The sequence below is a fragment of the Streptomyces eurythermus genome (assembly GCF_014649115.1).
GTDB lineage: Bacteria > Actinomycetota > Actinomycetes > Streptomycetales > Streptomycetaceae > Streptomyces > Streptomyces eurythermus.
Genome location: NZ_BMSK01000019.1, coordinates 61,134 through 86,451 on the forward strand (window position 1 = coordinate 61,134; position 25,318 = coordinate 86,451).

Consider the following 25,318-nt stretch of genomic DNA (forward strand, 5'->3'; position numbering starts at 1 on the left):
ACGATGCTGCTCCACGACACGGCCCTCGTCTACGGCCGCTATCTGCGCCAGTCCCTGCGCTCCCGCTTCGCCCTGCTCTTCGGCGTGCTCACGCCCCTGCTGTACCTGCTCTTCTACGGTCCGCTGCTCACGGATCTGCCGCTGGGCGGGCAGGGCAGCTCCTGGCAGGTACTGGTCCCCGGCCTGCTGCTCCAGCTCGGCCTGTTCGGCGCCCTGTTCGCCGGGTTCACGGTCATCCTCGAGAAGGGGCAGGGGGTGGTGGAGCGGATGCGGGTGACCCCGGTCAGCCGGCTCGCCCTGCTGCTCGGCCGGGTGCTGCGGGACGCCACCGTGTTCGTCTTCCAGGCGGTGCTGCTGGTGCTGGCCGCACTGGTGATGGGCCTGCGCGCGCCGCTGGCCGGCGTCCTGATCGGCTTCGCCTTCGTGGCCCTGCTCACCGTCTCGCTGGCCTCGGTGTCGTACGCGCTCGGCATGAAGGTGCGCAGTCCGCAGGAGTTCGGCCCGCTGATCAACGCGGTGTCGATGCCGTCGATGCTGCTGTCCGGCCTGATGCTCCCGATGACCCTGGCGCCCGCCTGGCTGGACGTGCTGTCGCACTTCGTCCCGTTCCGCTATCTGGTGGACGCGGTCCGGGACGCCTACGTCGGCGACTACACGAGCGCGCACATGCTCTACGGCGTCCTGGTCGCCGTGGGCTTCACCGCGCTGGCCGTGACGGCGGGCACACGGGTGTTCCGGACGGCCGGGTCGTAACTACGCTGGCCGCATGGTCAATCTGACGCGTATCTACACCAGGACCGGCGACCAGGGCACCACCAGCCTCGGCGACATGAGCCGGGTGCCCAAGACCGACCTCAGGATCGCCGCCTACGCCGACGCCAACGAGGCCAACGCGGTGATCGGCACGGCCATCGCGCTGGGCGGGCTGGCGGAGGAGATCGTCACGGTCCTCACCCGCGTCCAGAACGACCTGTTCGACGTGGGCGCGGACCTGTCGACGCCGGTCGTGGAGAACCCGCGGTTCCCGCCGCTGCGGGTGGAGCAGTTCTACATCGACCGGCTGGAGGCGGACTGCGACCGGTTCAACGAGCGGCTGGAGAAGCTGCGCTCCTTCATCCTGCCGGGCGGCACCCCGGGCGCGGCCCTGCTGCACCAGGCGTGCACGGTCGTCCGCCGGGCCGAGCGCTCCACCTGGACGGCCCTCGAGGCGCACGGCGAGACGATGAACCCCCTCACCGCGACCTACCTCAACCGCCTCTCCGACCTCCTGTTCATCCTGGCCCGCACCGCCAACCAGGAAACCGGGGACGTGCTGTGGGTACCGGGCGGGGAGCGCTGACGACCGCCTCAGCCGGTGATCCTCAAAGACGCCGGTAGATTTCCCTGCGGTGGCCCACCTCGACGACGAGGATGACGAGCTTGCCGTCATCGATCAGATAGGCGATCCGGTAGACGCCGACGCGCAGTCGGTACAGACCGTCGTGACCGGACAGCTTCCTGACATCGGCGTCATCGCGGTACGGGTCGTCACCCAGGCGGCTGAGCGCGTGCAGGATGCGCAGCGCGGTCGTCTGGTCGACGGCTCGCAACTGTCGTCGTGCCGCAGCGGTGAATTCGAAGGCGTACTTCACGCGGCTCCCGTCGAGGACGAGGGCGGCCCGAAAATGTCCGCCAGCACGTCCGCCAACGAGGCCCGCTGCGCGTCGTCTTCCTCTTGCAGGGTCCGCAGGGCCTTGCGGGCGAGCAGCTCATCGGCGGCCTCTTCCAGCGCCTCGTACTCCTCTATGGGCACGATCGCGGCCACCGGAGCCCCGCCGCGGGTGATCACCGTGGGCTCTCCCTGTTCGGCCTGGTCCAGCAGCCTGGCGAGGTGGGCCCGGGCCTCACGCACCGATACGGAGTCGTCCATGGGCGCCAGTGTACGCACCTTGGTGTACACGAGCACCTCTACTCGGCCGGCGCCCGCTTCGGGAACAGGGTGTAGCAGCCCGCGACCAACACGTTGATGCCGATCAGCCACAGCATGCGCTCCTGCCACATCCGTAGCGAGTCGGTGCCGTCGGCGTCGCCGACGTACCAGACCGCCCCCTGGAGCAGGGCGAGCGCGACGACCGCCGCCAGGATCCAGCGGCCGGCGACCTTCCACTCGTGGACGGCGCGGGCGGCGCCGTACTTGGGCGGCCTCACCGGGGGCGGGCCGCCGGCGAAGCGGTGGGCCACCCGGGCGTCCACCCACTTGATGGTGGAGTGGCCGAGGCCGACGGTGAAGCCGATGTAGACCGCGGCGAGTCCGTGCCGCCAGTCGGGCTGCGCGCCGTTTTTCAGGTCGATCGCCGTGGCGACGAAGAGCACGACCTCCAGCAGCGGCTCGCACAGCAGCAGCGCCAGTCCGGTGCGCGGCATCCGCAGCGCGTACCGGAAGGCCAGTCCGGCCGCCAGCAGCACCCAGAACGCCACCTCGCAGGCGATGACCAGGCCGACGATCACGGTTCGCTCCCCTCGTTTCCCTCCCCCATGGTCCCGGCCGGGCAAGGGCGGTTTCGTCGTCGGCGCTGAGGAGAGCGCCGTAAGCGAAAGTCGCAGTCCCGCACCCTTCCCGGGGAGCAGGCGGGGCGTCCCGCGGCCGTGTTGGATGGGGGCATGGCCCGCACGTTCCCCCGCCCGCACCAGGACGACTGGTGGATCGCCGTGGGCGGGCTGCTCGGCGGGCTGCTGCTGTGGGCGCTCGGCATCCACCCCCGGGACCACTCGGACAACCTGGTGCTGTGGCACGCGGCCTGGGCGCCCCTGGTCCCGCTGACGCTGACCGCCGCGTGCGAACCGCTGCGCCGCGTCCGGCCGCGCACCGGCCTGCTGTTCGGCACCCTGATGCTGGTGCTGGACACGGTGACCCTGGGCAGCGTGGTCACGGTCGTGCTGTACACCGACCTGATGTACGCGGCCGTGCTGTACGGCACCCCGGCCTCGGCCCGCCGCATCCCGTGGATCGCCGGGATGCTCACGGTCCTCGGCGGAGTGGTCCCCGCGGGGCTCTGGCACGATCCGCAGGGGCTGCTGATCGGGCTGGGCATCGGGGTGGTGGCGCTCGCCCCGGCCACGACCGGCGCGCTGGTGCGCGGTCACCGGGACGCCGCCGAGGCCGCCCGGCTGCGCGCCGAACAGACCGCGCTGCTGGCCGAGATGGACCGGGCCCAGGCGGTCACCGCGGAACGGGCCCGGGTGGCGCGCGAGTTGCACGACATGGTCGCCAACCACCTGTCGGCCATCGCCATCCACTCCACGGCGGCCCTCTCCCTGGACGACACGAAGACCTCCCGGGAGGCGCTGGCCGTCATCCGGGAGAACAGCGTGGCGGGGCTGGCCGAGATGCGCCGGCTGATCGGCATCCTGCGGGACCGCTCCGGGGACCGGGGGCCCGCCGCCTCCCCCACCCTGGCGGGCCTCGGCGCGCTGGTCGGCACCGCCCGGGCCAACGGCCTGGACGTCACGCTCGACGCCGGGCACGGCGAGGTGCCGGCGCCCGTGGAGCTGGCCGCCTACCGGATCGTGCAGGAGTCGCTGACCAACGCCCTGAAGCACGCGGCCGAGGGGCGCGTACGCGTGGTGCTGCGGCAGCACGGCGGCCTGCTGGACATCCGGGTGACCAGCCCGTACCAGCCGGGCGACGCCCCCCGCGCGCCGGGCTCCGGTGCCGGTCTGACCGGGATGCGGGAGCGGGCGGCGCTGCTCGGCGGCACGTTCGAGGCCGGGCCCCAAGGCGGCCTGTGGGCCGTACGGGCCGCGCTTCCGCTCACCGAAGGAGACTCCGCATGATCCGTGTCCTGGTCGCCGAGGACCAGTCCGCCGTCCGCGCCGGGCTGGTGCTGATCCTGGGCAGCGCGCCCGACATCGAGGTGGCCGGGGAGGCGGCGGACGGGGAGCAGGCGGTCGAACTGGCCCGCCGGCTGCGGCCGGACGTGGTGCTGATGGATGTGCAGATGCCGGTGCTGGACGGGGTGTCCGCGACCCGGCGGATCGTGGCCGAGGAGCTCGCCGACGTCCTGGTGCTGACCACGTTCGACCTGGACGAGTATGTGTTCGGGGCGCTGCGGGCCGGGGCGGCGGGGTTCCTGCTGAAGCACGCGGAGGCGCGGGAGCTGCTGGAGGCGGTGCGGACGGTGGCGCGCGGCGAGGGGGTGGTGGCACCGGCCGTGACCCGGCGGCTGATCGCCGAGTTCGCCGCGGGCGCGGTCCCGGGCCGGGGTACGGCGGCCGACCCGGCGGTGCTGGAGGACCTGACCCGGCGGGAGCGGGAGGTGCTCGGCTGTGTCGGCGAGGGGCTGTCGAACGCGGAGATCGCCGGCCGGCTGGACATGGCGGAGGGCACGGTGAAGACGCACGTCAGCCGGTTGCTGGCGAAGCTGGGGCTGCGCAGCCGGGTGCAAGCCGCGGTGCTGGCCAGGGAGTTGGGACTGTAGCGGGGCGCCTGCCGGAATGGCTCCGAGAGTGGTCCAGACCTATTGACCTGTGGTCCAGACCTTTCTACTCTCGCAGCACCGTGGGGCATGAAGGCTCAGTCATGCCCCTGACACCTCTACGACGAGGGAGGCGCTCCATGCGCTTCAGACACAGAGCCGCGGCAGGGATCGCGTCCCTGCTGCTCCCCCTGGCCGGCGCGGTCGGCCTCGCCAGCCCCGCCCAGGCGGCCGGCAACGCGACCGCCACCTTCACCAAGACCAGCGACTGGGGCTCCGGCTTCGGCGGCCAGTGGACCGTCAAGAACACCGGCACCAGCAGCATCAGCTCCTGGACCATCGAGTGGGACTTCCCCTCGGGCACCAAGGTCGCCTCGGCCTGGGACGCCACCGTCACCAACTCCGGTGACCACTGGACCGCCAAGAACGTCGGCTGGAACGGCACCATCGCCCCCGGCGCCTCCGTCTCCTTCGGCTTCAACGGCTCGGGCCCCGGCTCCCCGTCCAACTGCAAGCTGAACGGCGACAGCTGCGACGGCTCCACGCAGCCGGGCGACGCCGCCCCGTCCGCCCCCGGCACCCCGACCGCCTCCTCCGTCACCGACACCTCGGTGAAGCTCTCCTGGAGCGCGGCCACCGACGACAAGGGCATCAAGAACTACGACGTGCTGCGCGACGGCAAGAAGGTCTCCACCGTCACCACCACCTCGTACACGGACACCGGCCTGACCGCCGGCACCGACTACTCCTACAGCGTGCAGGCCCGCGACACCGCCGACCAGACCGGCCCGGTCAGCGGCGCGGTCAAGGTCCACACCACCGGCGGCAGCACCCAGCCGCCCACCGGCGACAAGGTGAAGATGGGCTACTTCACCGAGTGGGGCATCTACGGCCGCAACTACAACGTCAAGAACCTGGTGACGTCCGGCTCGGCGGCCAAGATCACGCACATCAACTACGCCTTCGGCAACGTCACCGGCGGCAAGTGCGCGATCGGCGACTCCTACGCCGACTACGACAAGGCGTTCACCGCCGAGAACTCGGTCAGCGGCGTCGCCGACACCTGGGACCAGCCGCTGCGCGGCAACTTCAACCAGCTGCGCCAGCTGAAGGCCAAGTACCCGCACATCAAGGTGCTGTGGTCCTTCGGCGGCTGGACCTGGTCCGGCGGCTTCGGTGACGCGGCCAAGAACCCGGCGGCCTTCGCGCAGTCCTGCTACGACCTGGTCGAGGACCCGCGCTGGGCCGATGTCTTCGACGGCATCGACATCGACTGGGAGTACCCGAACGCCTGCGGTCTGACCTGTGACACCAGCGGTCCGGCGGCCTACAAGAACCTGATGGCCGCGCTGCGCGCCAAGTTCGGCCAGAACTACCTGATCACCGCCGCGACCACCGCCGACGGCTCGGCCGGCGGCAAGATCGACGCCGCGGACTACGCGGGCGCCGCCCAGTACCTCGACTGGTACAACGTGATGACGTACGACTTCTTCGGTGCCTGGGACGCCAAGGGCCCGACCGCCCCGCACTCCCCGCTGACCTCCTACAACGGCATCCCGAAGGAGGGCTTCACCACCGCCGACGCGATGGCCAAGTTCAAGGCGATCGGCGTGCCCGCCAAGAAGCTGCTCGTCGGCATCGGCTTCTACGGCCGCGGCTGGACCGGCGTCACCCAGGACGCCCCGGGCGGCACGGCCACCGGCCCGGCGGCCGGCACCTACGAGCAGGGCATCGAGGACTACAAGGTCCTCAAGACGTCCTGCCCGGTCACCGGCACCGTCGCGGGCACCGCGTACGCGCACTGCGGCACCAACTGGTGGTCCTACGACACTCCCGCCACCATCAAGACGAAGATGGCCTGGGCCAACACCCAGGGTCTCGGCGGCGCGTTCTTCTGGGACTTCACCGGTGACACCGCCAACGGTGAACTGGTGAGCGCCATCAGCGACAACCTGTAAGACCCGTAAGAAAAGCTCTTAAGCGACGTTGACGCGCTGACCGGGCGGGGCTGCTTCCAGCCACGCGAGAAATCCGGTCAGCGCGTCTTCGCTCATGGCGAGTTCGAGGCGGGTGCCCCGATGCGTACAGGCCAGCACCACCGCGTCGGACAGCAGCGCCAGTTCCTCCTCGCCCTCGGGCAGCCGGCGCCCGGCCACCTCGATCTGCGCCCGCTCCAGAACCCGGCGGGGGCGGACGGCGTAGGAGAAGACCCGGTACCACTCGATGCGGTCGCCGTTGTAGCGGGCGACGCCGTAGGACCAGCCCTTGCCGCCCGTATCCGGTTTCTCCGGGATGTCCCAGCGCAGCGAGCAGTCGAAGGTCCCGCCGGAGCGCTGGATGAGCCGGCGCCGCAGCCCGAACAGGAACAGCCCCACCACCACGAGCGCGACCACGATTCCGCACACAGTCAGAGCGAGGACCATCGGCACCGACCTCCTCGTCTCCTAGTTGGTGGAACTGCTTCTGTATTTGAGTAATGAAACGGAAAAAACACCCACATCTGCCTCAGCCGCGACCGGCACCGGATTGCTCCGGGCCGGCCGCGGCTGAGTGACGTCAACGTACCGCGCGGCTGGTTCAGCGCGCCGCCGCAGCACGCAGTCGGACGTCCGCGCGGCGCTCGGCGGCGGCGTCGCCCTCCGCCTTCGCCCGCTCCAGCTCCCGCTCCGTGCGCTGGACGTCGATCTCGTCCGACAGCTCGGCGATCTCGGCCAGCAGGGACAGCTTGTTGTCCGCGAACGAGATGAAACCGCCGTGCACCGCGGCGACGACCGTTCCACCTTCACTCGTACGGATGGTCACCGGGCCCGACTCCAGCACACCGAGCAGCGGCTGGTGACCGGGCATGACGCCGATGTCGCCGGACGTGGTGCGCGCGACGACCAGGGTGGCCTCGCCGGACCAGACCTGGCGGTCGGCGGCGACCAGCTCGACGTGCAGCTCAGCAGCCAAGAGTGGCTCCTCGGGTCACCACCCGGCAGGGGCGCCGGGTGTTGGGGTCAATTCTAGTGGGCGTGGGTGAGGGGGCGGGACGCGCCCGCCCCCTCGGTCGAGCACGGGGCTCAGGAGACGCCCAGCTCCTTGGCGTTCTTCTTGAGGTCGTCGAGACCACCGCACATGAAGAAGGCCTGCTCGGGGAAGTGGTCGTACTCGCCGTCGCAGATCGCGTTGAACGCGGCGATCGACTCGTCCAGCGGCACGTCCGAGCCGTCCACGCCGGTGAACTGCTTGGCGACGTGGGTGTTCTGGGACAGGAAGCGCTCCACCCGACGGGCGCGGTGGACGACCAGCTTGTCCTCCTCGCCCAGCTCGTCGATACCGAGGATCGCGATGATGTCCTGGAGGTCCTTGTACTTCTGCAGGATCGTCTTCACGCGCATGGCCGCGTTGTAGTGGTCCTGCGAGATGTAGCGCGGGTCCAGGATCCGGGACGTGGAGTCCAGCGGGTCCACGGCCGGGTAGATGCCCTTCTCGGAGATCGGACGGGACAGAACCGTCGTCGCGTCGAGGTGGGCGAAGGTGGTCGCCGGGGCCGGGTCGGTCAGGTCGTCGGCGGGGACGTAGATCGCCTGCATCGAGGTGATCGAGTGACCGCGGGTCGAGGTGATGCGCTCCTGGAGGAGGCCCATCTCGTCGGCCAGGTTCGGCTGGTAACCCACCGCGGACGGCATGCGGCCGAGCAGCGTGGAGACCTCGGAACCGGCCTGCGTGAAGCGGAAGATGTTGTCGATGAAGAACAGCACGTCCTGCTTCTGGACGTCACGGAAGTACTCGGCCATGGTGAGGCCGGCCAGCGCGACGCGCAGACGGGTGCCCGGGGGCTCGTCCATCTGACCGAAGACCAGCGCGGTCTTGTCGATGACGCCCGAGTCGGACATCTCCTCGATCAGGTCGTTGCCCTCACGGGTGCGCTCGCCGACACCGGCGAACACGGAGACACCGTCGTGGTTGTTGGCGACACGGTAGATCATCTCCTGGATGAGCACCGTCTTGCCGACGCCGGCGCCGCCGAACAGACCGATCTTGCCGCCCTTGACGTACGGGGTCAGCAGGTCGATGACCTTGACACCGGTCTCGAACATCTCGGTCTTCGACTCGAGCTCGTCGAAGTTCGGGGCCTTGCGGTGGATGGACCAGCGCTCGCCCTCGTACCGCTCGTCGACGTTCAGCACCTCACCGAGGGTGTTGAACACCTTGCCCTTGGTGAAGTCGCCGACCGGGACGGTGATGCCGTCGCCGGTGTCGACGACCGGGGCCTGGCGGACCAGACCGTCGGTCGGCTGCATGGAGATGGTGCGGACCAGGCCGTCACCCAGGTGCTGGGCGACCTCCAGGGTCAGGGTCTTCTTCTGACCCTCGTTCGCCGGGTCGGCGACCTCGACGTGGAGGGCGTTGTAGATCTCCGGCATCGCGTCGACGGGGAACTCCACGTCGACGACCGGGCCGATGACCCGGGCGACGCGGCCCGTAGCCGTCGCGGTCTCAACAGTGGTGGTCATTTATCGGTCACTCCCCGCGGTCGCGTCGGCCAGGGCGCTCGCGCCACCGACGATCTCGCTGATTTCCTGGGTGATTTCGGCCTGGCGGGCCGCGTTGGCAAGACGGGAGAGCGTGTTGATCAGCTCGCCCGCGTTGTCGGTGGCCGACTTCATCGCGCGCCGCGTGGCGGCGTGCTTCGAAGCGGCCGACTGGAGCAGCGCGTTGTACACGCGGCTCTCCACATAGCGCGGCAGCAGGGCGTCGAGGACGTCCTCCGCCGAGGGCTCGAAGTCGTACAGCGGGAGGATCTCGCCCTGCGGCTTGACCTCCTCGGCGACCTCGTCGAGGCGCAGCGGCAGCAGCCGGGCGTCGAGCGCCGTCTGCGTCATCATCGAGACGAACTCGGTGAAGACGATGTGGAGCTCGTCCACACCACCCTCGGCCGTGTCCTTCTGGATGGCCTCGATCAGCGGCGCCGCCACCTTCTTGGCATCCGCGTACGTCGGCTCGTCGGTGAAGCCGCTCCACGACTCCGCGATCTTGCGCTCACGGAAGTTGTAGTGCGCGACACCGCGCCGGCCGACGATGTACGTGTCGACCTGCCTGCCCTCGCGCTCCAGGCGCTCGGTCAGCTGCTCCGCCGCCTTGATGGCGTTGGAGTTGAAGGCGCCGGCCAGACCGCGGTCGCTCGTGAGGAGCAGGACCGCGGCGCGGGTCGGGTTGTCCGCCTCGGTGGTGAGCGGGTGCTTGGTGTTCGAACCCGTACCGACCGCCGTGACCGCGCGCGTCAGCTCGGTCGCGTAAGGAGTGGAGGCCGCCACCTTGCGCTGCGCCTTGACGACGCGCGAGGCGGCGATCATCTCCATCGCCTTCGTGATCTTCTTGGTCGCGGTGACGGATCGGATGCGACGCTTATAGACCCGGAGCTGGGCTCCCATGAGTCAGGTCCCTTCCTTACGTCACTTGGCGGCGGACGGGGCGTCCTCGCCGAGCAGCTTGCCGTCCGAGGTCTCGAACTGCTTCTTGAAGTCCGCGATCGCGTCGGCGACGGCCGTGAGGGTGTCGTCGGACATCTTGCCGCCCTCGCGGATGGAGGTCATGAGGCCCTGCTCGCTGCGGTGCAGGTACTCCAGCAGCTCCTTCTCGAAGCGGCGGATGTCGGCGACCGGAACGTCGTCCATCTTGCCGGTGGTGCCGGCCCAGACGGAGACGACCTGGTCCTCGGTGGACATCGGCTGGTACTGGTCCTGCTTCAGCAGCTCGACCATGCGCTGACCGCGCTCCAGCTGGGCCTTGGAGGCGGCGTCCAGGTCGGAACCGAAGGCGGCGAAGGCCTCCAGCTCACGGAACTGGGCGAGGTCGACGCGGAGGCGGCCGGAGACCTGCTTCATCGCCTTGTGCTGGGCGGAACCACCGACTCGGGAGACGGAGATACCGACGTTCAGCGCGGGGCGCTGACCGGCGTTGAACAGGTCCGACTCCAGGAAGCACTGGCCGTCGGTGATGGAGATGACGTTGGTCGGGATGAACGCCGAGACGTCGTTGGCCTTGGTCTCGACGATCGGCAGACCGGTCATCGAACCCGCACCCATGTCGTCGGAGAGCTTCGCGCAGCGCTCCAGCAGACGGGAGTGCAGGTAGAAGACGTCACCCGGGTAGGCCTCACGGCCCGGCGGGCGGCGCAGCAGCAGCGACACGGCGCGGTAGGCGTCGGCCTGCTTCGACAGGTCGTCGAAGATGATCAGGACGTGCTTGCCCTGGTACATCCAGTGCTGGCCGATGGCCGAACCGGTGTACGGCGCCAGGTACTTGAAGCCGGCCGGGTCGGACGCCGGGGCGGCGACGATGGTCGTGTACTCCAGCGCGCCGTTCTCCTCCAGCGCGCGGCGGACCGACGCGATGGTGGAGCCCTTCTGGCCGATGGCGACGTAGATGCAGCGGACCTGCTTCTTGGGGTCGCCCGAGCGCCAGTTGTCGCGCTGGTTGATGATCGTGTCGACGGCCAGGGCGGTCTTGCCGGTCTGGCGGTCACCGATGATCAGCTGACGCTGACCACGGCCGATCGGGGTCATCGCGTCGACGGCCTTGTAGCCCGTCTCCATCGGCTCGTGCACCGACTTGCGCTGCATGACCGTGGGGGCCTGCAGCTCGAGGGCGCGGCGGCCGTCGGTCTCGATCTCGCCGAGGCCGTCGATCGGGTTGCCGAGCGGGTCGACGACACGGCCGAGGTAGCCCTCGCCGACCGCGACGGAGAGGACCTCACCGGTACGGGTGACCGGCTGACCCTCCTCGATGCCGCTGAACTCACCGAGGACGATGGCGCCGATCTCGCGCTCTTCCAGGTTCAGCGCCAGGCCGAGGGTGCCGTCCTCGAACTTCAGCAGTTCGTTGGCCATGGCCGAGGGCAGGCCCTCGACCTTCGCGATGCCGTCGCCGGCAAGGGTGACCGTACCGACCTCCTCGCGCGAGGCCGCGTCCGGCTTGTACGACTGGACGAAGTTCTCCAGCGCGTCCCGGATCTCCTCCGGCCGGATCGTGAGCTCCGCCATCTGGGTTCCCTGCTCTCCTTGTTGGGCCCGAAGTTTCACTTTGGGGGGATGGGGACTCCCCCCAACAGGAGGTGAATCCTCTGCACGGCCCAACCAGGGCCGTAAGTACGTACTGCGTCTCTCGGACTCTGCCGAAAGACCGGTCTATCGAGTTGCTGCTAGCTCGCCATGCGGCGGGCGGCCTCGTCGAGCCGGTCCGCGAGGGAGCCGTTGATGACCTCGTCACCGACCTGCACCCGGATGCCGCCGATGACCTCGGGGTCGACGTCCAGGTTGAGGTGCATCCGACGGCCGTAGAGCTTGGTCAGGGCGGCGCCGAGGCGCTGCTTCTGCCCGTCGCTCAGCGGCACCGCCGAGGTGACGACGGCGACCACGCGGTTCCGGCGTTCGGCGGCGAGCTTGGACAGGGACTCCAGTCCCGCTTCCAGGCTACGTCCACGCGGCGCGGTGGCCAGGCGCGTCACCAGTCGCTCGGTGGCCGGCTTGGCCCGTCCGCCCAGCAGCCGGTGCAGCAGCTCGGTCTTGGCCGAGGTGCCGGCGGCGCGGTCGGTGAGCGCGGCGCGCAGTTCGGTGCTGGAGGAGACGATCCGGCCGAACCGGAACAGCTCGTCCTCGACGTCGTCGAGCGTGCCCGTCTTCTCCGCGGCCGTGAGGTCGGCGATGTCCGCCAGTTCCTCCAGCGCGTCCACCAGGTCGCGCGGCTGCGACCAGCGGGACCGGGCCAGCCCGGACAGCAGGTCGGCGGTCGGGCCGCTGACCTGGCCGCCGATCAGACGCTGGACCAGCTGGGCCTTCGCCTCTCCGGGCTGCGCCGGGTCGGTGAGGACCCGGCGCAGGCCGGCCTCGCGGTCGAGCAGCGCGGTGACGGCCGCCAGCTCGTCGGCGAGCTGCGCGGCGTCCACGGACGTGGAGTCCGTCAGCGCGTCCAGACGCTCCCGTGCGGCTGCCAGTGCCTCGCGGCTCGCTCCGTTCATCGCGTGGCCTCGGCCTTCTCCTCGAGCTCGTCGAGGAAGCGGTCGATCACACGGCTCTGACGGGCGTGGTCCTCAAGGGACTCGCCGACGAGCTTGCCGGCCAGTTCGGTGGCGAGCCGGCCGACGTCCTGGCGCAGCGCGGACGCGGCGGCCTTGCGGTCGGCCTCGATCTGCGCGTGACCGGCGGCGACGATCTCCTCGCGCTGGCGCTGGCCTTCGGCCCGCATCTCGGCGATGAGCGCGGCACCCTGCTCCTGCGCCTCCTGACGCAGGCGCGCGGCCTCGTGCCGGGCCTCGGCGAGCTGGGCCTTGTACTGCTCAAGGACGCTCTGGGCCTCGGTCTGCGCGGCCTCGGCCTTTTCGATACCGCCCTCGATGGCCTCGCGGCGCTCTTCCAGAACCTTGTTGATGTTCGGGAGGAGCTTCTTGGCGAGGAAGCCGAAGACGATGACGAAGGCGATCAGGCCGATGACGAGCTCTGGGATCGGCGGGATGAGGGGGTTCTCGGCCTCCTCAGCCGCAAGCTGAACCAGGGGGCTCATATCAGTGCCTTTCGTCTAAAGGGCGACGGTCGGATCAGGCGCTCGGGTAGACGAACGGCATGACCAGACCGATCAGGGCGAGCGCCTCACAGAAGGCGAAGCCCAGGATCTGGTTGGCGCGGATCAGACCGGCCGCCTCGGGCTGGCGGGCGAGGGCCTGGGTGCCGTTACCGAAGATGATGCCGACGCCGACGCCCGGGCCGATGGCGGCGAGGCCGTAACCGATGGAGCCGAGGTTGCCCTTGATCTCGACGCCGGCGGCAAGGGTCTGGAGAGCGGACATGCCGGTTCTTCCTTCTCTTTCAATGACCGGTGGGGGTTGGCCACCGGATGTCTGGGTGGGTGGTCGGGTCGCTCAGTGGTGCTCGGCGAGCGCGCCCTGGATGAAGCTGCAGGTCAGCAGTACGAAGACGTACGCCTGGACAGCCTGGATGAAGAGCTCGAAGGCGGTCATCACGATGACCATCACGAACGAGACGGCGGAGTAGGCGATGCCGATGCCGTTCAGCATGTACCAGCTGGCGATCGTGAAGAGCAGCAGCAGCGTGTGACCGGCGAACATGTTCGCGAAGAGTCGGACGGCGTGGGTGAAGGGCCGCACGAGGAGGTTCGAGAACAGCTCGATCGTCATCGACAGCGGGAGGACCGCGCCGAGGGACTTGTCGTAGCCGGTGAAGTTCTTGAAGGCGCCCACGAAGCCGTGCCGCTTGAAGGTCAGCCCGACCCAGAGGATGTAGACGATTCCGGCCAGGATGGCGGGGTACGAGATGATCGAGGTCACCGGGAACTGCGCCACCGGGATGACCGACCAGAGGTTCATCATCCAGACGAAGAAGAACAGCGAGACGACCAGCGGGACGTACTTCTCGCCTTCCTTCTTGCCGATGGTCTCGTAGACGACGCCGCGGCGGATGAAGTCGTAACCGGACTCGGCCACCATCTGGAGCTTGCCCGGGACGACCTTCGGCTTGGCGAAGGCGGCCCAGAAGAAGCCCACGATGATGATGGAACCGAGGAGCGCCAGCAGCATCGTCTTGTTGAAGTACAAGTTGCTGTCCGCGTCGCCCCAGAGCGGCTTGAACAGGAACGAGTGCAGGCCCGGAGCCGGGAAGCCGCACCCGTCGAACAGGTGGCAGCTCGTGTCGAAAGCGAGCGTCTGCGTCGGGTCAGCACTCACCGCGGGCTCCTTCATCGTGGCGCATAGGTACGGCAACCTCGTTGTGTCGGCGCGGCGCACGGCCGCGGGTCGGCACGGGACTGGTGTTACGGATGTGGGGGCGGCTGTGGGGCATCTCGCCTCGCGTTCGAGCAGGCGTCAGCTCAGATGCCCGCGCCCGCGATGCCGCAGTTGGCACCGGACGATAGCAGCATCTCTCGTGCGCCTTTATCCCGGCCCTACCTCTCACGACGAATGCCCTGTCTTCTCGGGCTTGTCGCCCTTCGACGAGGCATCGGGATCGACGTAGAGGATCTTGGCCTTCATGTGGGCACGCGTCTGCGCGGCGATCCACGCGAGGGTGGCGACCACGAGCGTGATGGCGAAGGCCCGGGGGTTGAACAGCGTCGTGTTCTTGAACAAGGCGACGAAGATGACCAGCAGCAGCAGTTGGGCCGCGTAGAGCATCAGGCCCATCATCTGGAACAGCTGGGGAAAGGATTTGGCGGTGCGCTGGAGCACGTAGAGGCCGAGCCCCATGAAGACGATCACCACCAGCGTCCCCACGACGGCCCCGATCGCCCCCTTGCCGCCGGCGACCACGGCGCTGACGACGGCGGCGATCACACCGACGGCAGCCGTGGGCACTGCGGCCTGGGCCAGGATCCGGGCGTCATTGGACGGCATGGCGGCAACTCCGCTTTCACAGGGGGCAGGGTGTCGTCATGGACGAGCGTAGTCCCGGACCGAGTGATCGAGATCTCACACCTACGGACCGTCGCACTCAGGTCCTTCGGTCCTATCCGGGGTTCTCGTGAACCGTATCACAAACTATTTGATGAGGTCTTTACCTGTTGGGTGTGCTTGCTGTCACACATGAGAGTGAAGCTGCCCGTCTGTGCAAAAACGCCGCCCACTTGTCTGGTATTAGGGCGCTTTGCTCCCCCACGAGTTGGCAATGCTCTAGTCAGATTCTTACCTTGGGCGTATCAGCGACGGTCGAGGAAACGCGATCGGGCGCCGATCGCGGTCGCCCCGTTGACGCCGGAGACCCCGGCCGTGACCGGGGACCGCTCCTCGCTCTCCGTGACCTCCGGGGCGTCGGAGTCCGCGGCGGCCGCGGGGACGGAGCGCCTGCGGTAGCGCGGCGGGACGAACCGCTGGGCCCACAGCGGCACGCGCGGCGTGAAGCGCGGGAGCAGCAGCAGGACCAGACCGACCGCGCTGAGGAAGACCACACCCAGGACGATCCACATCGACGCCGAGTTGACCGAGTACGCCAGCGCCCCGAAGCCGATCAGCGCCGACCAGAAGTACATGATCAGCACGGCCCGGCTGTGCGAGTGGCCGATCTCCAGCAGGCGGTGGTGCAGATGGCCGCGGTCGGCGGCGAACGGGGACTGGCCGCGCCAGGTGCGCCGGACGATGGCGAGCACCAGGTCGGCGGCCGGTACGGCGATGATGGTCAGCGGGAGCAGCAGCGGGATGTAGACCGGCACCGTCTGGTGCACCGCCGCCTTCTCCGAACCGGTGAACAGCGCCAGGGCGTCCGGGTCCACCTGCCCGGTGATCGAGATCGCGCCCGCCGACAGCACCAGGCCGATCAGCATCGAACCCGAGTCGCCCATGAAGATCCGCGCCGGGTGCATGTTGTGCGGCAGGAAGCCCAGGCACATGCCCATCAGGATGGCGGCGAACAGCGTGCCGGGGGCGGCGGCCTCGATGCCGTACGAGTACCAGATCCGGTAGGCGTACAGGAAGAACGCGCCCGCCGCGATGCACACCATGCCGGCCGCGAGCCCGTCCAGGCCGTCCACGAAGTTCACCGCGTTGATCGTGATGACCACCAAAGCCACCGTCAGCAGCGTGCCCTGCCACTGGGTCAGCGCGACGTTGCCGACGCCCGGGATGGGCAGCCACAGGATCGTCAGACCCTGCATGACCATCACGCCTGCGGCGATCATCTGGCCGCCCAGCTTGATCAGCGCGTCGATCTCGAACTTGTCGTCCAGGACGCCGATCAGCCAGATCAGCGCGGCCCCGGAGAGCAGCGCCCGCGGCTCGTTGGACTTGGCGAAGACCTCGTTGAGGTTCGTCAGGTGGTCCGCGACCAGCAGGCCCGCGCACAGTCCGAAGAACATCGCGATGCCGCCGAGACGCGGAGTGGGTTCCCGGTGCACGTCCCGGGCCCGGATCTCCGGCATCGCCCCGGCCACGATCGCGAACTTCCGTACCGGCCCCGTCAGCAGATACGTCACCGCGGCCGTGATGCAGAGCGTCAGCAGGTATTCACGCACGGGCTTCCCCACAGGTCTCGCTGGCCATCACAGCCTCACACCCTAGCGACGGATGCATATGGATGAGGACGGCCGGGTAGCGACGAGGGTTGCACACCGTGCCGTACGCCACGGCCCGGACCCGTCCACACCGGGAGGTACGGGACCCCGTCTACCCCCGTTCAGGCGGGATACGGCGGGAACCGGCCGGTGAGCGCGCGCACCTCCTCCCGGGCCCGGGCCGGCTCCGTCTCCCCGCGCAGCACGGCCGCCAGCAGCGCCGCGATCCGCACCATCTCCGGCTCCCCCATGCCCTGGGTGGTCACCGCCGCCGTGCCCAGGCGCAGGCCGCGGCCGTCGCCGTGCGGCAGCACACAGCAGTCCAGCACCAGCCCGGCCGCGAGCAGCCGGCCCCGCGCGCTACGGCCGTCCACGCCGAGCGGGGCCGGGTCCGCGGTGATCAGGTGGGTGTCCGTGCCGCCGGTGGTGACGGCCAGCCCCTCCGCGGCCAGGTGACCGGCCAGCACCCGCGCGTTGGCGACCACCCGATGGGCGTACCCGGCGAACTCCGGTGTCGCCGCCTCGCCGAACGCGACCGCCTTCGCGGCGATGGTGTGCATCTGGGCGCCGCCCTGGGTGAACGGGAACACGGCCCGGTCCACCCGCCGGGCCAGCTCGGCCCCGCACAGGATCATCCCGCCGCGCGGGCCGCGCAGCACCTTGTGGGTGGTCGCGCAGACGATGTCCGCGTACGGCACCGGGTTGGGCGCCGCTCCCCCGGCGACCAGCCCGATGGGATGGCCGGCGTCCGCGATCAGATAGGCCCCGACCTCGTCGGCGACCTCCCGGAAGAAGGCGTAGTCCGGGTGGCGGGGGTAGGCGATGGAGCCGCACACGATGGCCTTGGGCCGGTGGTTGCGCGCCAGGTGGCGCACCTGGTCGTGGTCGATCAGCCCGGTCTCGGCGTCGACGCCGTAGCCGACGAAGTCGAACCAGCGGCCGGAGAAGTTGGCCGGCGAGCCATGGGTGAGGTGGCCGCCGTAGGGCAGGCCGAGGGCGAGGACGGTGTCGCCGGGGCACAGCAGGGCCGCGTAGGCGGCCAGTACGGCCGAGGAGCCGGAGTGCGGCTGGACGTTGGCGTGCTCGGCGCCGAACAGGGCCTTGGCGCGGTCCATGGCGGCGCGCTCGGCGACGTCGACGATCTCGCAGCCGCCGTGGTGGCGGGCGCCGGGGTAACCCTCGGCGTACTTGTTGGCGAACGCGGACCCGAGGGCGGCGAGGACGGCCGGGGAGCAGAAGTTCTCGGCGGCGATCAGCTGGAGGGTGGTCGACTGCCGTGCCAGTTCGCCGAGCAGGAGTTCGGCCAACGCCGGGTCCTGCCGGCGCAGGACGTCGGTCTCGAGGGTGTGGGTGACCGACATGGCGGGCTCCCGGGCGGTCGGCGGTGACGTACGTCCAATGTAGGCCGGACCCGCGGGGGTCGCCCGGTGTCGCCCCGCAGGGGGCGCTCCCGCGCCCTACGTCCGCGCCGGAACCCCCGTCAGCGCCGTCACCACCGGGTCCAGGGCGTCCCGTATCTCGTCGCCGATGGAGCGGAAGAACGTCAGGGGCGCGCCGTAGGGGTCGTACACCTCGTCCGCCTCGGCGTTCGGGGCGAGCAGCCAGCCGCGCAGCGCCGCCGCGGCCCGCACCAGCGCCCGGGCCCGCATGACCACGCCGTCCTCCAGCGGCGGCAGGGTGGCCGGATCTATCGCCCGGACCAGGCGGGTGAACTCCTTCAGGGTGAAGGTGCGCAGGCCCGCCGAATGGCCCATGGAGATGACCTGGGCGCGGTGGTCACGGGTGGCGGTCAGCACCAGGTCGGCCCTGATCACGTGCTCGTCCAGCAGTTCCCGGCCGACGAAGCCGGAGGCGTCCGCGCCGAACTCGGCCAGCACGGTCTCCGCGTGGGACTCCATGGGCGCGCCCTCGTGGCCCCAGGTGCCCGCGCTCTCCACGATCAGCCCGCCGCCGAGCACGCCGAGCCGCTCCGCGACGAAGTGGCGGGTCAGCCGTTCGGTGATGGGCGAGCGGCACACATTGCCGGTGCTGACGTGGAGGATGCGGAAGGTGTCGCGGGGGAACCCGAACGTCGTCGTCTCCTCCGCGCTCCAGCTCCCGCCGCCTATGCCGCGCCCCGTCCCAGGGGCCGTCAATTCGCCACCTCGAGGTCGGGTACGACCTTGCGCAGCTCCTCCGCGGAGAGCGCGCCCTCGCGCAGCAGCACCGGCACCCGGCGGGTGACGTCCACGATGGACGACGGCGCGTTGTCGGGGGTGGGGCCGCCGTCGAGGTAGACGGAGACGGAGTCGCCGAGCATGTCCTGGGCGGCGTCGCAGTCCTCCGGCGCCGGGTGGCCGGTGAGGTTCGCCGAGGAGACGGCCATCGGCCCGACGTCGGTGAGCAGTTCGATGGCGACCGGGTGCAGCGGCATGCGCACGGCGACCGTGCCCCGGGTGTCGCCGAGGTCCCACTGGAGGGAGGGCTGGTGCTTGGCGACGAGCGTCAGCGCGCCCGGCCAGAACGCGTCGACCAGTTCCCAGGCCAGCTCGGAGAAGTCCGTGACCAGGCCGTGCAGGGTGTTCGGGGAGCCGATGAGGACGGGGGTGGGCATGCCGCGCCCCCGGCCCTTGGCGTCGAGCAGGTCGGCGACCGCCTGCGAGGAGAACGCGTCGGCGCCGATGCCGTAGACCGTGTCGGTCGGCAGCACCACCAGCTCGCCGCGGCGGACGGCGGACGCGGCCTCGCGCAGACCCGTCACGCGGTCGGTCGCGTCGTTGGTGTCGTATCGCCGTGCCATGGCTAGCGGGCCTCCTCGTACACGTACTGCGGGATGGAAGTCGTCTCAGTGGTCACGGCAGCGCCTTGCGGGCGGTGGCGAAGCGCGGCCGGTTGTTGAGGTCGGGGTGGTCGGCCGCGTCGGCCCAGCCCCGCTCCTCGGTGAAGATCCACGGCACCTGGCCGCCCTGGGTGTCGGCGTGCTCGATCACGACGACGCCGCCGGGGCGCAGCAGACGGTGCGCGGTGCGTTCCAGGCCCCGGATGAGGTCGAGTCCGTCCTCACCGGAGAACAGCGCCAGCTCCGGGTCGTAGTCGCGGGCCTCCGGGGCGACGTACTCCCATTCGGTGAGCGGGATGTACGGCGGGTTGGAGATGACGAGGTCCACCTGCCCGTCGAGGTCCGGGAAGGCGGTCAGCGCGTCGCCCTGGCGCAGGTCGACGCGGGAGCCGGCCATGTTCTTCCGGGTCCACACCAGGGCGTCCTCGGACAGCTCCACGGCGTGCACCCGCGAGCGCGGCACCTCCTGGGCGAGGGCGAGCGCGATGGCGCCGGAGCCGGTGCACAGGTCGACGATGCACGGCTCGACGACGTCCATGGCGCGTACGGCGTCTATGGCCCAGCCGACCACGGACTCGGTCTCCGGCCGGGGCACGAACACGCCCGGCCCGACCTGGAGCTCCAGGTAGCGGAAGTAGGCCCGCCCGGTGATGTGCTGGAGCGGCTCGCGCTGCTCGCGCCGGGCGATGACCTCCCAGTACCGGGCGTCGAAGTCGGCGTCCTTCACGGAGTGCAGCTGACCGCGCTTCACGCCGTGCACGAACGCGGCCAGCTCCTCCGCATCGTTGCGCGGCGAGGGCACACCGGCGTCGGCCAGCCGCTGGGTGGCCTGGGCCACCTCGGCGAGCAGCAGGTTCACGCGTCTCCTCCGTGTCGTACTCGTGCGTACGGGTTTACGCGGCGGCGAGCTTCGCCGCCGAGTCGGCGTCGACGCAGGCCTGGATGACCGCGTCGAGGTCGCCGTCCAGGACCTGGTCCAGGTTGTACGCCTTGAAGCCGACGCGGTGGTCCGAGATGCGGTTCTCCGGGAAGTTGTAGGTGCGGATCTTCTCGGAGCGGTCGACGGTGCGGACCTGGCTGCGGCGGGCGTCGGCGGCCTCCCGCTCCGCCTCCTCCTGGGCCATGGCGAGCAGCCTGGAGCGCAGGATGCGCAGGGCCTGCTCCTTGTTCTGCAGCTGGCTCTTCTCGTTCTGGCAGGAGGCGACGACGCCGGTCGGCAGGTGCGTGATGCGCACGGCGGAGTCGGTGGTGTTCACGGACTGGCCGCCGGGGCCGGAGGACCGGTAGACGTCGATGCGGAGGTCGTTGGGGTTGATCTCCACGTCCACCTCCTCGGCCTCCGGGGTGACGAGCACGCCGGCCGCCGAGGTGTGGATGCGGCCCTGGGACTCGGTCGCCGGGACGCGCTGGACGCGGTGCACTCCGCCCTCGTACTTCAGCCGGGCCCAGACGCCCTGGCCGGGCTCGATCTGCCCGCGGGCCTTCACCGCGACCTGGACGTCCTTGTAGCCGCCCAGCTCGGACTCGGTGGCGTCGATGATCTCGGTCTTCCAGCCGACGCGCTCGGCGTAGCGCAGGTACATCCGCAGCAGGTCGCCGGCGAAGAGCGCCGACTCGTCGCCGCCCGCGCCCGCCTTGATCTCGAGGATGACGTCCTTGTCGTCGCTGGGGTCGCGCGGGACGAGCAGCAGGCGCAGCTTCTCGGTGAGCTCCTCGCGCTGCTTCTCCAGGTCCTTGACCTCGGCGGCGAAGTCGGGGTCGTCGGCGGCCAGCTCCCGGGCGGTCTCGATGTCGTCGCCGGTCTGCTTCCAGGAGCGGTACGTGGCGACGATCGGGGTCAGCTCGGCGTAGCGCTTGTTCAGCTTGCGCGCGTTCGCCTGGTCGGAGTGGACCGACGGGTCGGCGAGCTTCTTCTCCAGATCGGCGTGCTCGGCGACGAGTTCCTCGACGGCCTCGAACATCTTGGGCTCCTGTACTGCGGTGAGGGGAAGGGCGGCGACCAAAAACGCCGGTCCCGGGCACACCCGCCGGTGAGCGGGTGTGGCCGTGGACCGGCGAATTGGGGCTCGCTACTTCTTGGAGCCAGCGGCCTTGCCGAAGCGGGCCTCGAAGCGGGCCACACGGCCACCGGTGTCGAGGATCTTCTGCTTGCCCGTGTAGAACGGGTGGCACTCGGAGCAGACCTCGGCCCGGATGGTGCCGGACTCGATGGTGCTGCGGGTGGTGAACGACGCGCCGCAGGTGCAGCTGACCTGCGTCTCGACGTACGCGGGGTGGATGTCGCGCTTCAAGGTGTCTCCTAGGTTTCGGGAGGGCGCCGGGTCGCTGCCGCGGGATGCGGAGGCGTGAACCGGGGCCGACGTACCAGTCTGCCAGGACTGGTGCCATCCACCCAAACCGGGGGTGTGGTCGTTCTATTCCAGGGGGTGCGCGGGGGCGTCCTACGGGGCGCTGACCACGCCCTTGGCCTCGCCCGTCGCCGTACCCTCCGTGGCGGCCTTCGGGATCTCCTGGTCGTTCCGCAGGGCGTTCCAGACCAGCTGGGCCTTGGCGGTGTCCAGCAGGACCCGGTTGGGGTTGGCGGGGTCGTACTGGACCGGCATCGTGACCATCTTCATGTGGGAGGAGCTGATGCCCTTCAGGCTGCCCGCGAAGTCGATCAGGGAGTTGACCGAGCCGAGGTCGGAGTCGGTGGTGACGGCCTTGGTGGCGGTGTCGGCGAGGTCGTAGAGCTTCTTGGGGTTGGTGAGGACGCCCACGTGCTTGACCTGGTCGATGAGGGCCTTGATGAACGCCTGCTGGAGCTGGATGCGGCCCAGGTCCGAGCCGTCGCCCACGCCGTGCCGGGTGCGGACCAGGCCGAGGGCCTGCTCGCCGTCCAGGGTGTGCGGACCGGCCTCGAGGTCGAGGTGGCTCTGCTTGTCGTGGATGGGCTTGGCGGTGGTGATCCGCACGCCGCCGAGGTCGTCGATGAGCTGCTGGAAGCCCTGGAAGTCGACCTCGAGGTAGTGGTCCATGCGGATGCCGGTGATCGACTCGACGGTCTTGACCGCGCAGGCCGCGCCGCCGGTGGAGTACGCCTCGTTGAACATCACGGCGGTGGCGGCCGGGTGGGCGGTGCCCTTGGTGTCGGTGCACTCGGGGCGGTCGACCAGGGTGTCCCGGGGGATCGAGACCACGCTGGCCTGTTTGTGACCCTCGTACACATGGACGATCATCGCGGTGTCGGAGCGGGCGCTGCCGTCGTCCGTGCCGCCGCCGAGCTTCTTGTTCGTGCCGGCCCGGGTGTCCGAACCGAGGACCAGGATGTTCTCGGAGCCGTTGTCGACCTTCTCGGGCCGGTCGGTGCCGAGGGCCTGGTTCAGGTCGACGCTGCGCAGGTTGCCGTTGAGCTTGAAGTAGACGAACCCGGCGCCCGCGCCGCCCAGCACGACCACACCCGCCGCTGTCCAGGCCGTCGCGCGCAGCGCCTTGCGGGCCGTGCTGGGGGCCTTGCGGCGGCGCCCCTTGCCCCGGCGGCGGGGACCGGTCGGGCCCGGCTCGGTTATGGCGGGCGTGCTCTCGGCGGCCACATCGCTCCTAGGTCTCGGCGGTCGGGTACCCCCTGCGGTCAGGGTCGGGCGGGGTCGTCACCGCTCCATCGTCGCTCCGCCCGGTCAGACGGAGAAACTCGGGACAGGGTTGCACAACACAGAGTGCCCGACGGGTGCGGAATCGGACACGGTGCGTAGTCGGGCGGGCGGAGCGGACGGCGCTCACCTGCGGATACGGGGCCGCCGGTGGTGCGCCGGGAGGCCGGTGGCCGCCGCGGACTCTGTGGCGAAGATCTCGCCGCCGGTGCAGCGGGGGGAGCGGAAAGGGCCGCCTCCCCGAACGGGAGGCGGCCCTTTTCAGCGATCCCCTGACGCTCAGTCGCCGTTGCCCGGCGTCGGCGTCGTCTTCTGGATCTGCATCAGGAACTCGATGTTCGACTTGGTCTGCTTCATCTTGTCGAGAAGCAGCTCGATCGCCTGCTGCTGGTCCAGCGCGTGCAGCACCCGGCGGAGCTTCCAGACGACGGCCAGCTCCTCGGCACCGAGCAGGATCTCCTCCTTACGGGTGCCGGACGCGTCCACGTCCACCGCCGGGAAGATCCGCTTGTCCGCGAGCTTCCGGTCGAGCTTCAGCTCCATGTTGCCGGTGCCCTTGAACTCCTCGAAGATCACCTCGTCCATGCGGGACCCGGTGTCCACCAGGGCGGTGGCGAGGATGGTCAGCGAGCCGCCGTCCTCGATGTTGCGCGCCGCGCCGAAGAACCGCTTCGGCGGGTAGAGCGCGGTCGAGTCGACACCACCGGACAGGATGCGGCCGGAGGCCGGCGCCGCCAGGTTGTAGGCGCGGCCCAGACGGGTGATCGAGTCCAGCAGGACGACCACGTCGTGACCCAGCTCGACCAGTCGCTTGGCGCGCTCGATGGCCAGCTCGGCGACCGTGGTGTGGTCCTCGGCCGGACGGTCGAAGGTCGAGGAGATGACCTCGCCCTTGACCGACCGCTGCATGTCGGTGACCTCTTCCGGACGCTCGTCGACGAGGACGACCATCAGGTGGCACTCGGGGTTGTTGTGCGTGATCGCGTTGGCGATCGCCTGCATGATCATGGTCTTGCCGGTCTTCGGCGGGGCCACGATCAGACCGCGCTGGCCCTTGCCGATCGGCGAGACCAGGTCGATGATCCGGGTGGTCAGCACGCCCGGGTCGGTCTCCAGGCGGAGCCGGTCCTGCGGGTAGAGCGGGGTCAGCTTGTTGAACTCCGGGCGGCCGCGACCGTGTTCGGGCGCCATGCCGTTGACGGAGTCCAGGCGGACCAGCGCGTTGAACTTCTCGCGGCGCTCGCCCTCCTTCGGCTGGCGCACCGCGCCCGTGACGTGGTCGCCCTTGCGCAGGCCGTTCTTGCGGACCTGGGCGAGGGAGACGTAGACGTCGTTCGGGCCCGGCAGGTAGCCGGAGGTCCGGATGAAGGCGTAGTTGTCGAGGATGTCCAGGATGCCCGCGACCGGGATCAGGACGTCGTCCTCGGCGAGCTGCGGCTCGGCGATCTCGTCACGGCCACGACGGCCACGGCGGTCGCGGTAGCGGCCGCGACGGCCACGGCGGCCGCCCTCGAAGTCGTCGTCGTCCTGCCGGCTGTCCTGCCGGCCGCCCTGCTGCTGGCCCTGCTGCTGACGCTGCTGGCCGCCCTGCTGCTCGTCGCCCTTGTTGCGGCGGTCCCGGTCCCGGTCCCGGCCGCGCTCGCGGCGGTCCCGGCGGCCACGGCCCTCGCCGTCACCGGCGTCGCCCTTGGCCTCGCCCTGCTGGGACTGGGACGCGGGCGTCTCGGCCTTGGACTCGGTCCGGGCCTCGGCGGCGGCACTCTCGGCGCCGTTCAGGGCCGGGCTGCCCGCCTCGGCCGTGGCGCGGCGGCGCCGGCGCTCGGTCGGCGCGCTGTCCTCCGCCCCGCGCTCGGCCGCGCGGGCGGTGTCCCCGGCCGGCTGGCCCGGGATCTCGATCTGCTGCTGGGCCGCGGCCTTCTCGGCAGGGGCCTCGGCGGCCTTGGCCGCCTTCTTCTCGGCGGCCTCCTCGCCGGTGCGCGCGCGGGAGGTGGCCCGGCGCTTCGGCTTGGTCTCGGTGGCGGTGTCGGCCTTGGCCGCGGGGGCTCCCCCGGCGGCCTGCGCCTCCTTGATGACCTCGATCAGCTGGCTCTTGCGCATCCGCGCGGTGCCCCTGATCCCGAGGCCCGAGGCGACCTGCTGCAGCTCGGCCAGCACCATGCCCTCGAGGCCGGTACCGCGGCGCCGCCGGGAGCCGGCACCGGTGGCAGGCGCGGAGGCGTCCGTGGCGGGCGCGGCAGCGGTCTCCTCGACACGTGCGCCCATCAGATCGGTGGTGTCGCTCACGAAGGGTCCTTCCCTGGAGCGGACGTCGGCCTGTCTGGCTCGGCGACCGGTTGTGCTGTCCGGCTACGGTCCTGTCTTCTGTGAACCGTGCCGGGGCG

27 protein-coding genes are annotated in these 25,318 nt (G+C 70.2%); 5 read left to right on the plus strand and 22 right to left on the minus strand.

Going from position 1 to position 25,318, the window contains the following annotated elements:
- The first annotated feature begins 3 nt into the window (after positions 1–3).
- Positions 4–753, plus strand: coding sequence for an ABC transporter permease (locus IE251_RS31230; protein ID WP_189756329.1), 750 nt, complete (start codon positions 4–6; stop codon positions 751–753).
- A 13-nt stretch (positions 754–766) separates the two neighbouring features.
- Positions 767–1,339, plus strand: coding sequence for a cob(I)yrinic acid a,c-diamide adenosyltransferase (locus IE251_RS31235; RefSeq protein ID WP_189756330.1), 573 nt, complete (start codon positions 767–769; stop codon positions 1,337–1,339).
- 22 nt (positions 1,340–1,361) lie between these two features.
- Here the strand turns inward: IE251_RS31235 and IE251_RS31240 are convergent, their stop codons facing one another.
- The 3 genes from IE251_RS31240 to IE251_RS31250 are packed head-to-tail and all read right to left on the minus strand — an operon-like array spanning position 1,362 to position 2,487.
- Entirely contained in the window at positions 1,362–1,631 is a 270-nt protein-coding gene (locus IE251_RS31240) for a type II toxin-antitoxin system RelE family toxin (RefSeq protein WP_189756331.1), read from the minus strand.
- Positions 1,628–1,909: a type II toxin-antitoxin system Phd/YefM family antitoxin gene (locus IE251_RS31245; protein ID WP_189756332.1), complete on the minus strand. Its 282-nt coding sequence runs from the start codon at positions 1,907–1,909 to the stop codon at positions 1,628–1,630. The genes IE251_RS31240 and IE251_RS31245 overlap by 4 nt, the downstream gene beginning before the upstream one ends.
- Positions 1,910–1,947: 38 nt before the next feature.
- Positions 1,948–2,487: a hypothetical protein gene (locus IE251_RS31250; protein WP_189756333.1), complete on the minus strand. Its 540-nt coding sequence runs from the start codon at positions 2,485–2,487 to the stop codon at positions 1,948–1,950.
- 153 nt (positions 2,488–2,640) lie between these two features.
- On the opposite strand from IE251_RS31250, the gene IE251_RS31255 reads away from it, so the two are divergent.
- From IE251_RS31255 to IE251_RS31265, 3 genes are all read left to right on the plus strand, one after another.
- Entirely contained in the window at positions 2,641–3,813 is a 1,173-nt protein-coding gene (locus IE251_RS31255; protein ID WP_189756334.1) for a sensor histidine kinase, read from the plus strand.
- On the plus strand, positions 3,810–4,457 hold the full coding sequence (locus tag IE251_RS31260; RefSeq protein WP_189756335.1) for a response regulator: 648 nt from the start codon (positions 3,810–3,812) through the stop codon (positions 4,455–4,457). The genes IE251_RS31255 and IE251_RS31260 overlap by 4 nt, the downstream gene beginning before the upstream one ends.
- Positions 4,458–4,594: 137 nt before the next feature.
- Positions 4,595–6,412, plus strand: coding sequence for a glycoside hydrolase family 18 chitinase (locus tag IE251_RS31265; RefSeq protein ID WP_189756336.1), 1,818 nt, complete (start codon positions 4,595–4,597; stop codon positions 6,410–6,412).
- 18 nt (positions 6,413–6,430) lie between these two features.
- Here IE251_RS31265 and IE251_RS31270 read toward each other — a convergent pair whose 3' ends face one another.
- From IE251_RS31270 to rho, 19 genes are all read right to left on the minus strand, one after another.
- The gene (locus IE251_RS31270) at positions 6,431–6,877 is read right to left on the minus strand and encodes a DUF2550 domain-containing protein (RefSeq protein WP_030610107.1); all 447 of its coding nucleotides are present in this window, start codon (positions 6,875–6,877) and stop codon (positions 6,431–6,433) included.
- Positions 6,878–7,031: 154 nt separating this feature from the next.
- Positions 7,032–7,406: a F0F1 ATP synthase subunit epsilon gene (locus IE251_RS31275; protein WP_023546729.1), complete on the minus strand. Its 375-nt coding sequence runs from the start codon at positions 7,404–7,406 to the stop codon at positions 7,032–7,034.
- Between the two features lie 110 nt (positions 7,407–7,516).
- On the minus strand, positions 7,517–8,953 hold the full coding sequence (gene atpD, locus IE251_RS31280; RefSeq protein WP_030790047.1) for a F0F1 ATP synthase subunit beta: 1,437 nt from the start codon (positions 8,951–8,953) through the stop codon (positions 7,517–7,519).
- Positions 8,954–9,871, minus strand: coding sequence for a F0F1 ATP synthase subunit gamma (locus tag IE251_RS31285; RefSeq protein ID WP_189756337.1), 918 nt, complete (start codon positions 9,869–9,871; stop codon positions 8,954–8,956).
- Between the two features lie 21 nt (positions 9,872–9,892).
- On the minus strand, positions 9,893–11,482 hold the full coding sequence (atpA, locus tag IE251_RS31290) for a F0F1 ATP synthase subunit alpha (RefSeq protein ID WP_189756338.1): 1,590 nt from the start codon (positions 11,480–11,482) through the stop codon (positions 9,893–9,895).
- Between the two features lie 158 nt (positions 11,483–11,640).
- A complete protein-coding gene (locus tag IE251_RS31295; protein WP_189756339.1) occupies positions 11,641–12,456 on the minus strand; it encodes a F0F1 ATP synthase subunit delta in 816 nt (271 codons plus the stop codon).
- Positions 12,453–12,998: a F0F1 ATP synthase subunit B gene (locus IE251_RS31300; RefSeq protein WP_030610091.1), complete on the minus strand. Its 546-nt coding sequence runs from the start codon at positions 12,996–12,998 to the stop codon at positions 12,453–12,455. The genes IE251_RS31295 and IE251_RS31300 overlap by 4 nt, the downstream gene beginning before the upstream one ends.
- A 34-nt stretch (positions 12,999–13,032) precedes the next feature.
- Positions 13,033–13,281, minus strand: coding sequence for an ATP synthase subunit C-like protein (locus IE251_RS31305; RefSeq protein ID WP_010357477.1), 249 nt, complete (start codon positions 13,279–13,281; stop codon positions 13,033–13,035).
- A 72-nt stretch (positions 13,282–13,353) separates the two neighbouring features.
- A complete protein-coding gene (gene atpB, locus IE251_RS31310; RefSeq protein ID WP_030790036.1) occupies positions 13,354–14,190 on the minus strand; it encodes a F0F1 ATP synthase subunit A in 837 nt (278 codons plus the stop codon).
- 210 nt (positions 14,191–14,400) lie between these two features.
- The gene (locus tag IE251_RS31315; RefSeq protein ID WP_030610083.1) at positions 14,401–14,841 is read right to left on the minus strand and encodes a Cg1360 family ATP-synthase-associated protein; all 441 of its coding nucleotides are present in this window, start codon (positions 14,839–14,841) and stop codon (positions 14,401–14,403) included.
- Between the two features lie 302 nt (positions 14,842–15,143).
- A complete protein-coding gene (locus IE251_RS31320; protein WP_189756340.1) occupies positions 15,144–16,451 on the minus strand; it encodes an MraY family glycosyltransferase in 1,308 nt (435 codons plus the stop codon).
- A 161-nt stretch (positions 16,452–16,612) separates the two neighbouring features.
- Positions 16,613–17,851 (minus strand): serine hydroxymethyltransferase, encoded by a 1,239-nt coding sequence (gene glyA / locus IE251_RS31325; protein WP_189756341.1) that lies wholly within the window; start codon positions 17,849–17,851, stop codon positions 16,613–16,615.
- 96 nt (positions 17,852–17,947) lie between these two features.
- On the minus strand, positions 17,948–18,625 hold the full coding sequence (locus IE251_RS31330; RefSeq protein WP_030790027.1) for an arsenate reductase/protein-tyrosine-phosphatase family protein: 678 nt from the start codon (positions 18,623–18,625) through the stop codon (positions 17,948–17,950).
- Positions 18,622–19,269, minus strand: coding sequence for an L-threonylcarbamoyladenylate synthase (locus tag IE251_RS31335; RefSeq protein ID WP_030790024.1), 648 nt, complete (start codon positions 19,267–19,269; stop codon positions 18,622–18,624). The genes IE251_RS31330 and IE251_RS31335 overlap by 4 nt, the downstream gene beginning before the upstream one ends.
- 52 nt (positions 19,270–19,321) lie before the next feature.
- Positions 19,322–20,167 (minus strand): peptide chain release factor N(5)-glutamine methyltransferase, encoded by an 846-nt coding sequence (gene prmC / locus IE251_RS31340; RefSeq protein ID WP_030790016.1) that lies wholly within the window; start codon positions 20,165–20,167, stop codon positions 19,322–19,324.
- Positions 20,168–20,201: 34 nt separating this feature from the next.
- Positions 20,202–21,269, minus strand: coding sequence for a peptide chain release factor 1 (prfA, locus tag IE251_RS31345; RefSeq protein WP_030790013.1), 1,068 nt, complete (start codon positions 21,267–21,269; stop codon positions 20,202–20,204).
- A gap of 108 nt (positions 21,270–21,377) precedes the next feature.
- Complete coding sequence (gene rpmE, locus IE251_RS31350) at positions 21,378–21,599, minus strand: 50S ribosomal protein L31 (protein ID WP_030740744.1); 222 nt, start codon at positions 21,597–21,599, stop codon at positions 21,378–21,380.
- Positions 21,600–21,749: 150 nt separating this feature from the next.
- Positions 21,750–22,880, minus strand: a complete 1,131-nt coding sequence (locus tag IE251_RS31355) for an LCP family protein (RefSeq protein WP_189756342.1) — start codon at positions 22,878–22,880, stop codon at positions 21,750–21,752.
- Between the two features lie 336 nt (positions 22,881–23,216).
- A complete protein-coding gene (gene rho / locus IE251_RS31360) occupies positions 23,217–25,220 on the minus strand; it encodes a transcription termination factor Rho (RefSeq protein WP_189756343.1) in 2,004 nt (667 codons plus the stop codon).
- Positions 25,221–25,318 lie beyond the last annotated feature (98 nt).

What these genes read in the sequence shown, in the direction of transcription:
- IE251_RS31230 (WP_189756329.1), top strand. Translation starts at nt 4, where the DNA reads ATGCTGCTCCACGACACGGCCCTCGTCTACGGCCGCTATCTGCGCCAG.
- IE251_RS31235 (WP_189756330.1), top strand. Translation starts at nt 767, where the DNA reads ATGGTCAATCTGACGCGTATCTACACCAGGACCGGCGACCAGGGCACC.
- IE251_RS31245 (WP_189756332.1), bottom strand. Translation starts at nt 1,909, where the DNA reads ATGGACGACTCCGTATCGGTGCGTGAGGCCCGGGCCCACCTCGCCAGG.
- IE251_RS31255 (WP_189756334.1), top strand. Translation starts at nt 2,641, where the DNA reads ATGGCCCGCACGTTCCCCCGCCCGCACCAGGACGACTGGTGGATCGCC.
- IE251_RS31260 (WP_189756335.1), top strand. Translation starts at nt 3,810, where the DNA reads ATGATCCGTGTCCTGGTCGCCGAGGACCAGTCCGCCGTCCGCGCCGGG.
- IE251_RS31265 (WP_189756336.1), top strand. Translation starts at nt 4,595, where the DNA reads ATGCGCTTCAGACACAGAGCCGCGGCAGGGATCGCGTCCCTGCTGCTC.
- IE251_RS31270 (WP_030610107.1), bottom strand. Translation starts at nt 6,877, where the DNA reads ATGGTCCTCGCTCTGACTGTGTGCGGAATCGTGGTCGCGCTCGTGGTG.
- atpD (WP_030790047.1), bottom strand. Translation starts at nt 8,953, where the DNA reads ATGACCACCACTGTTGAGACCGCGACGGCTACGGGCCGCGTCGCCCGG.
- IE251_RS31285 (WP_189756337.1), bottom strand. Translation starts at nt 9,871, where the DNA reads ATGGGAGCCCAGCTCCGGGTCTATAAGCGTCGCATCCGATCCGTCACC.
- atpA (WP_189756338.1), bottom strand. Translation starts at nt 11,482, where the DNA reads ATGGCGGAGCTCACGATCCGGCCGGAGGAGATCCGGGACGCGCTGGAG.
- IE251_RS31295 (WP_189756339.1), bottom strand. Translation starts at nt 12,456, where the DNA reads ATGAACGGAGCGAGCCGCGAGGCACTGGCAGCCGCACGGGAGCGTCTG.
- IE251_RS31300 (WP_030610091.1), bottom strand. Translation starts at nt 12,998, where the DNA reads ATGAGCCCCCTGGTTCAGCTTGCGGCTGAGGAGGCCGAGAACCCCCTC.
- IE251_RS31305 (WP_010357477.1), bottom strand. Translation starts at nt 13,281, where the DNA reads ATGTCCGCTCTCCAGACCCTTGCCGCCGGCGTCGAGATCAAGGGCAAC.
- atpB (WP_030790036.1), bottom strand. Translation starts at nt 14,190, where the DNA reads ATGAAGGAGCCCGCGGTGAGTGCTGACCCGACGCAGACGCTCGCTTTC.
- IE251_RS31315 (WP_030610083.1), bottom strand. Translation starts at nt 14,841, where the DNA reads ATGCCGTCCAATGACGCCCGGATCCTGGCCCAGGCCGCAGTGCCCACG.
- glyA (WP_189756341.1), bottom strand. Translation starts at nt 17,851, where the DNA reads ATGTCGGTCACCCACACCCTCGAGACCGACGTCCTGCGCCGGCAGGAC.
- IE251_RS31335 (WP_030790024.1), bottom strand. Translation starts at nt 19,269, where the DNA reads ATGGCACGGCGATACGACACCAACGACGCGACCGACCGCGTGACGGGT.
- prfA (WP_030790013.1), bottom strand. Translation starts at nt 21,269, where the DNA reads ATGTTCGAGGCCGTCGAGGAACTCGTCGCCGAGCACGCCGATCTGGAG.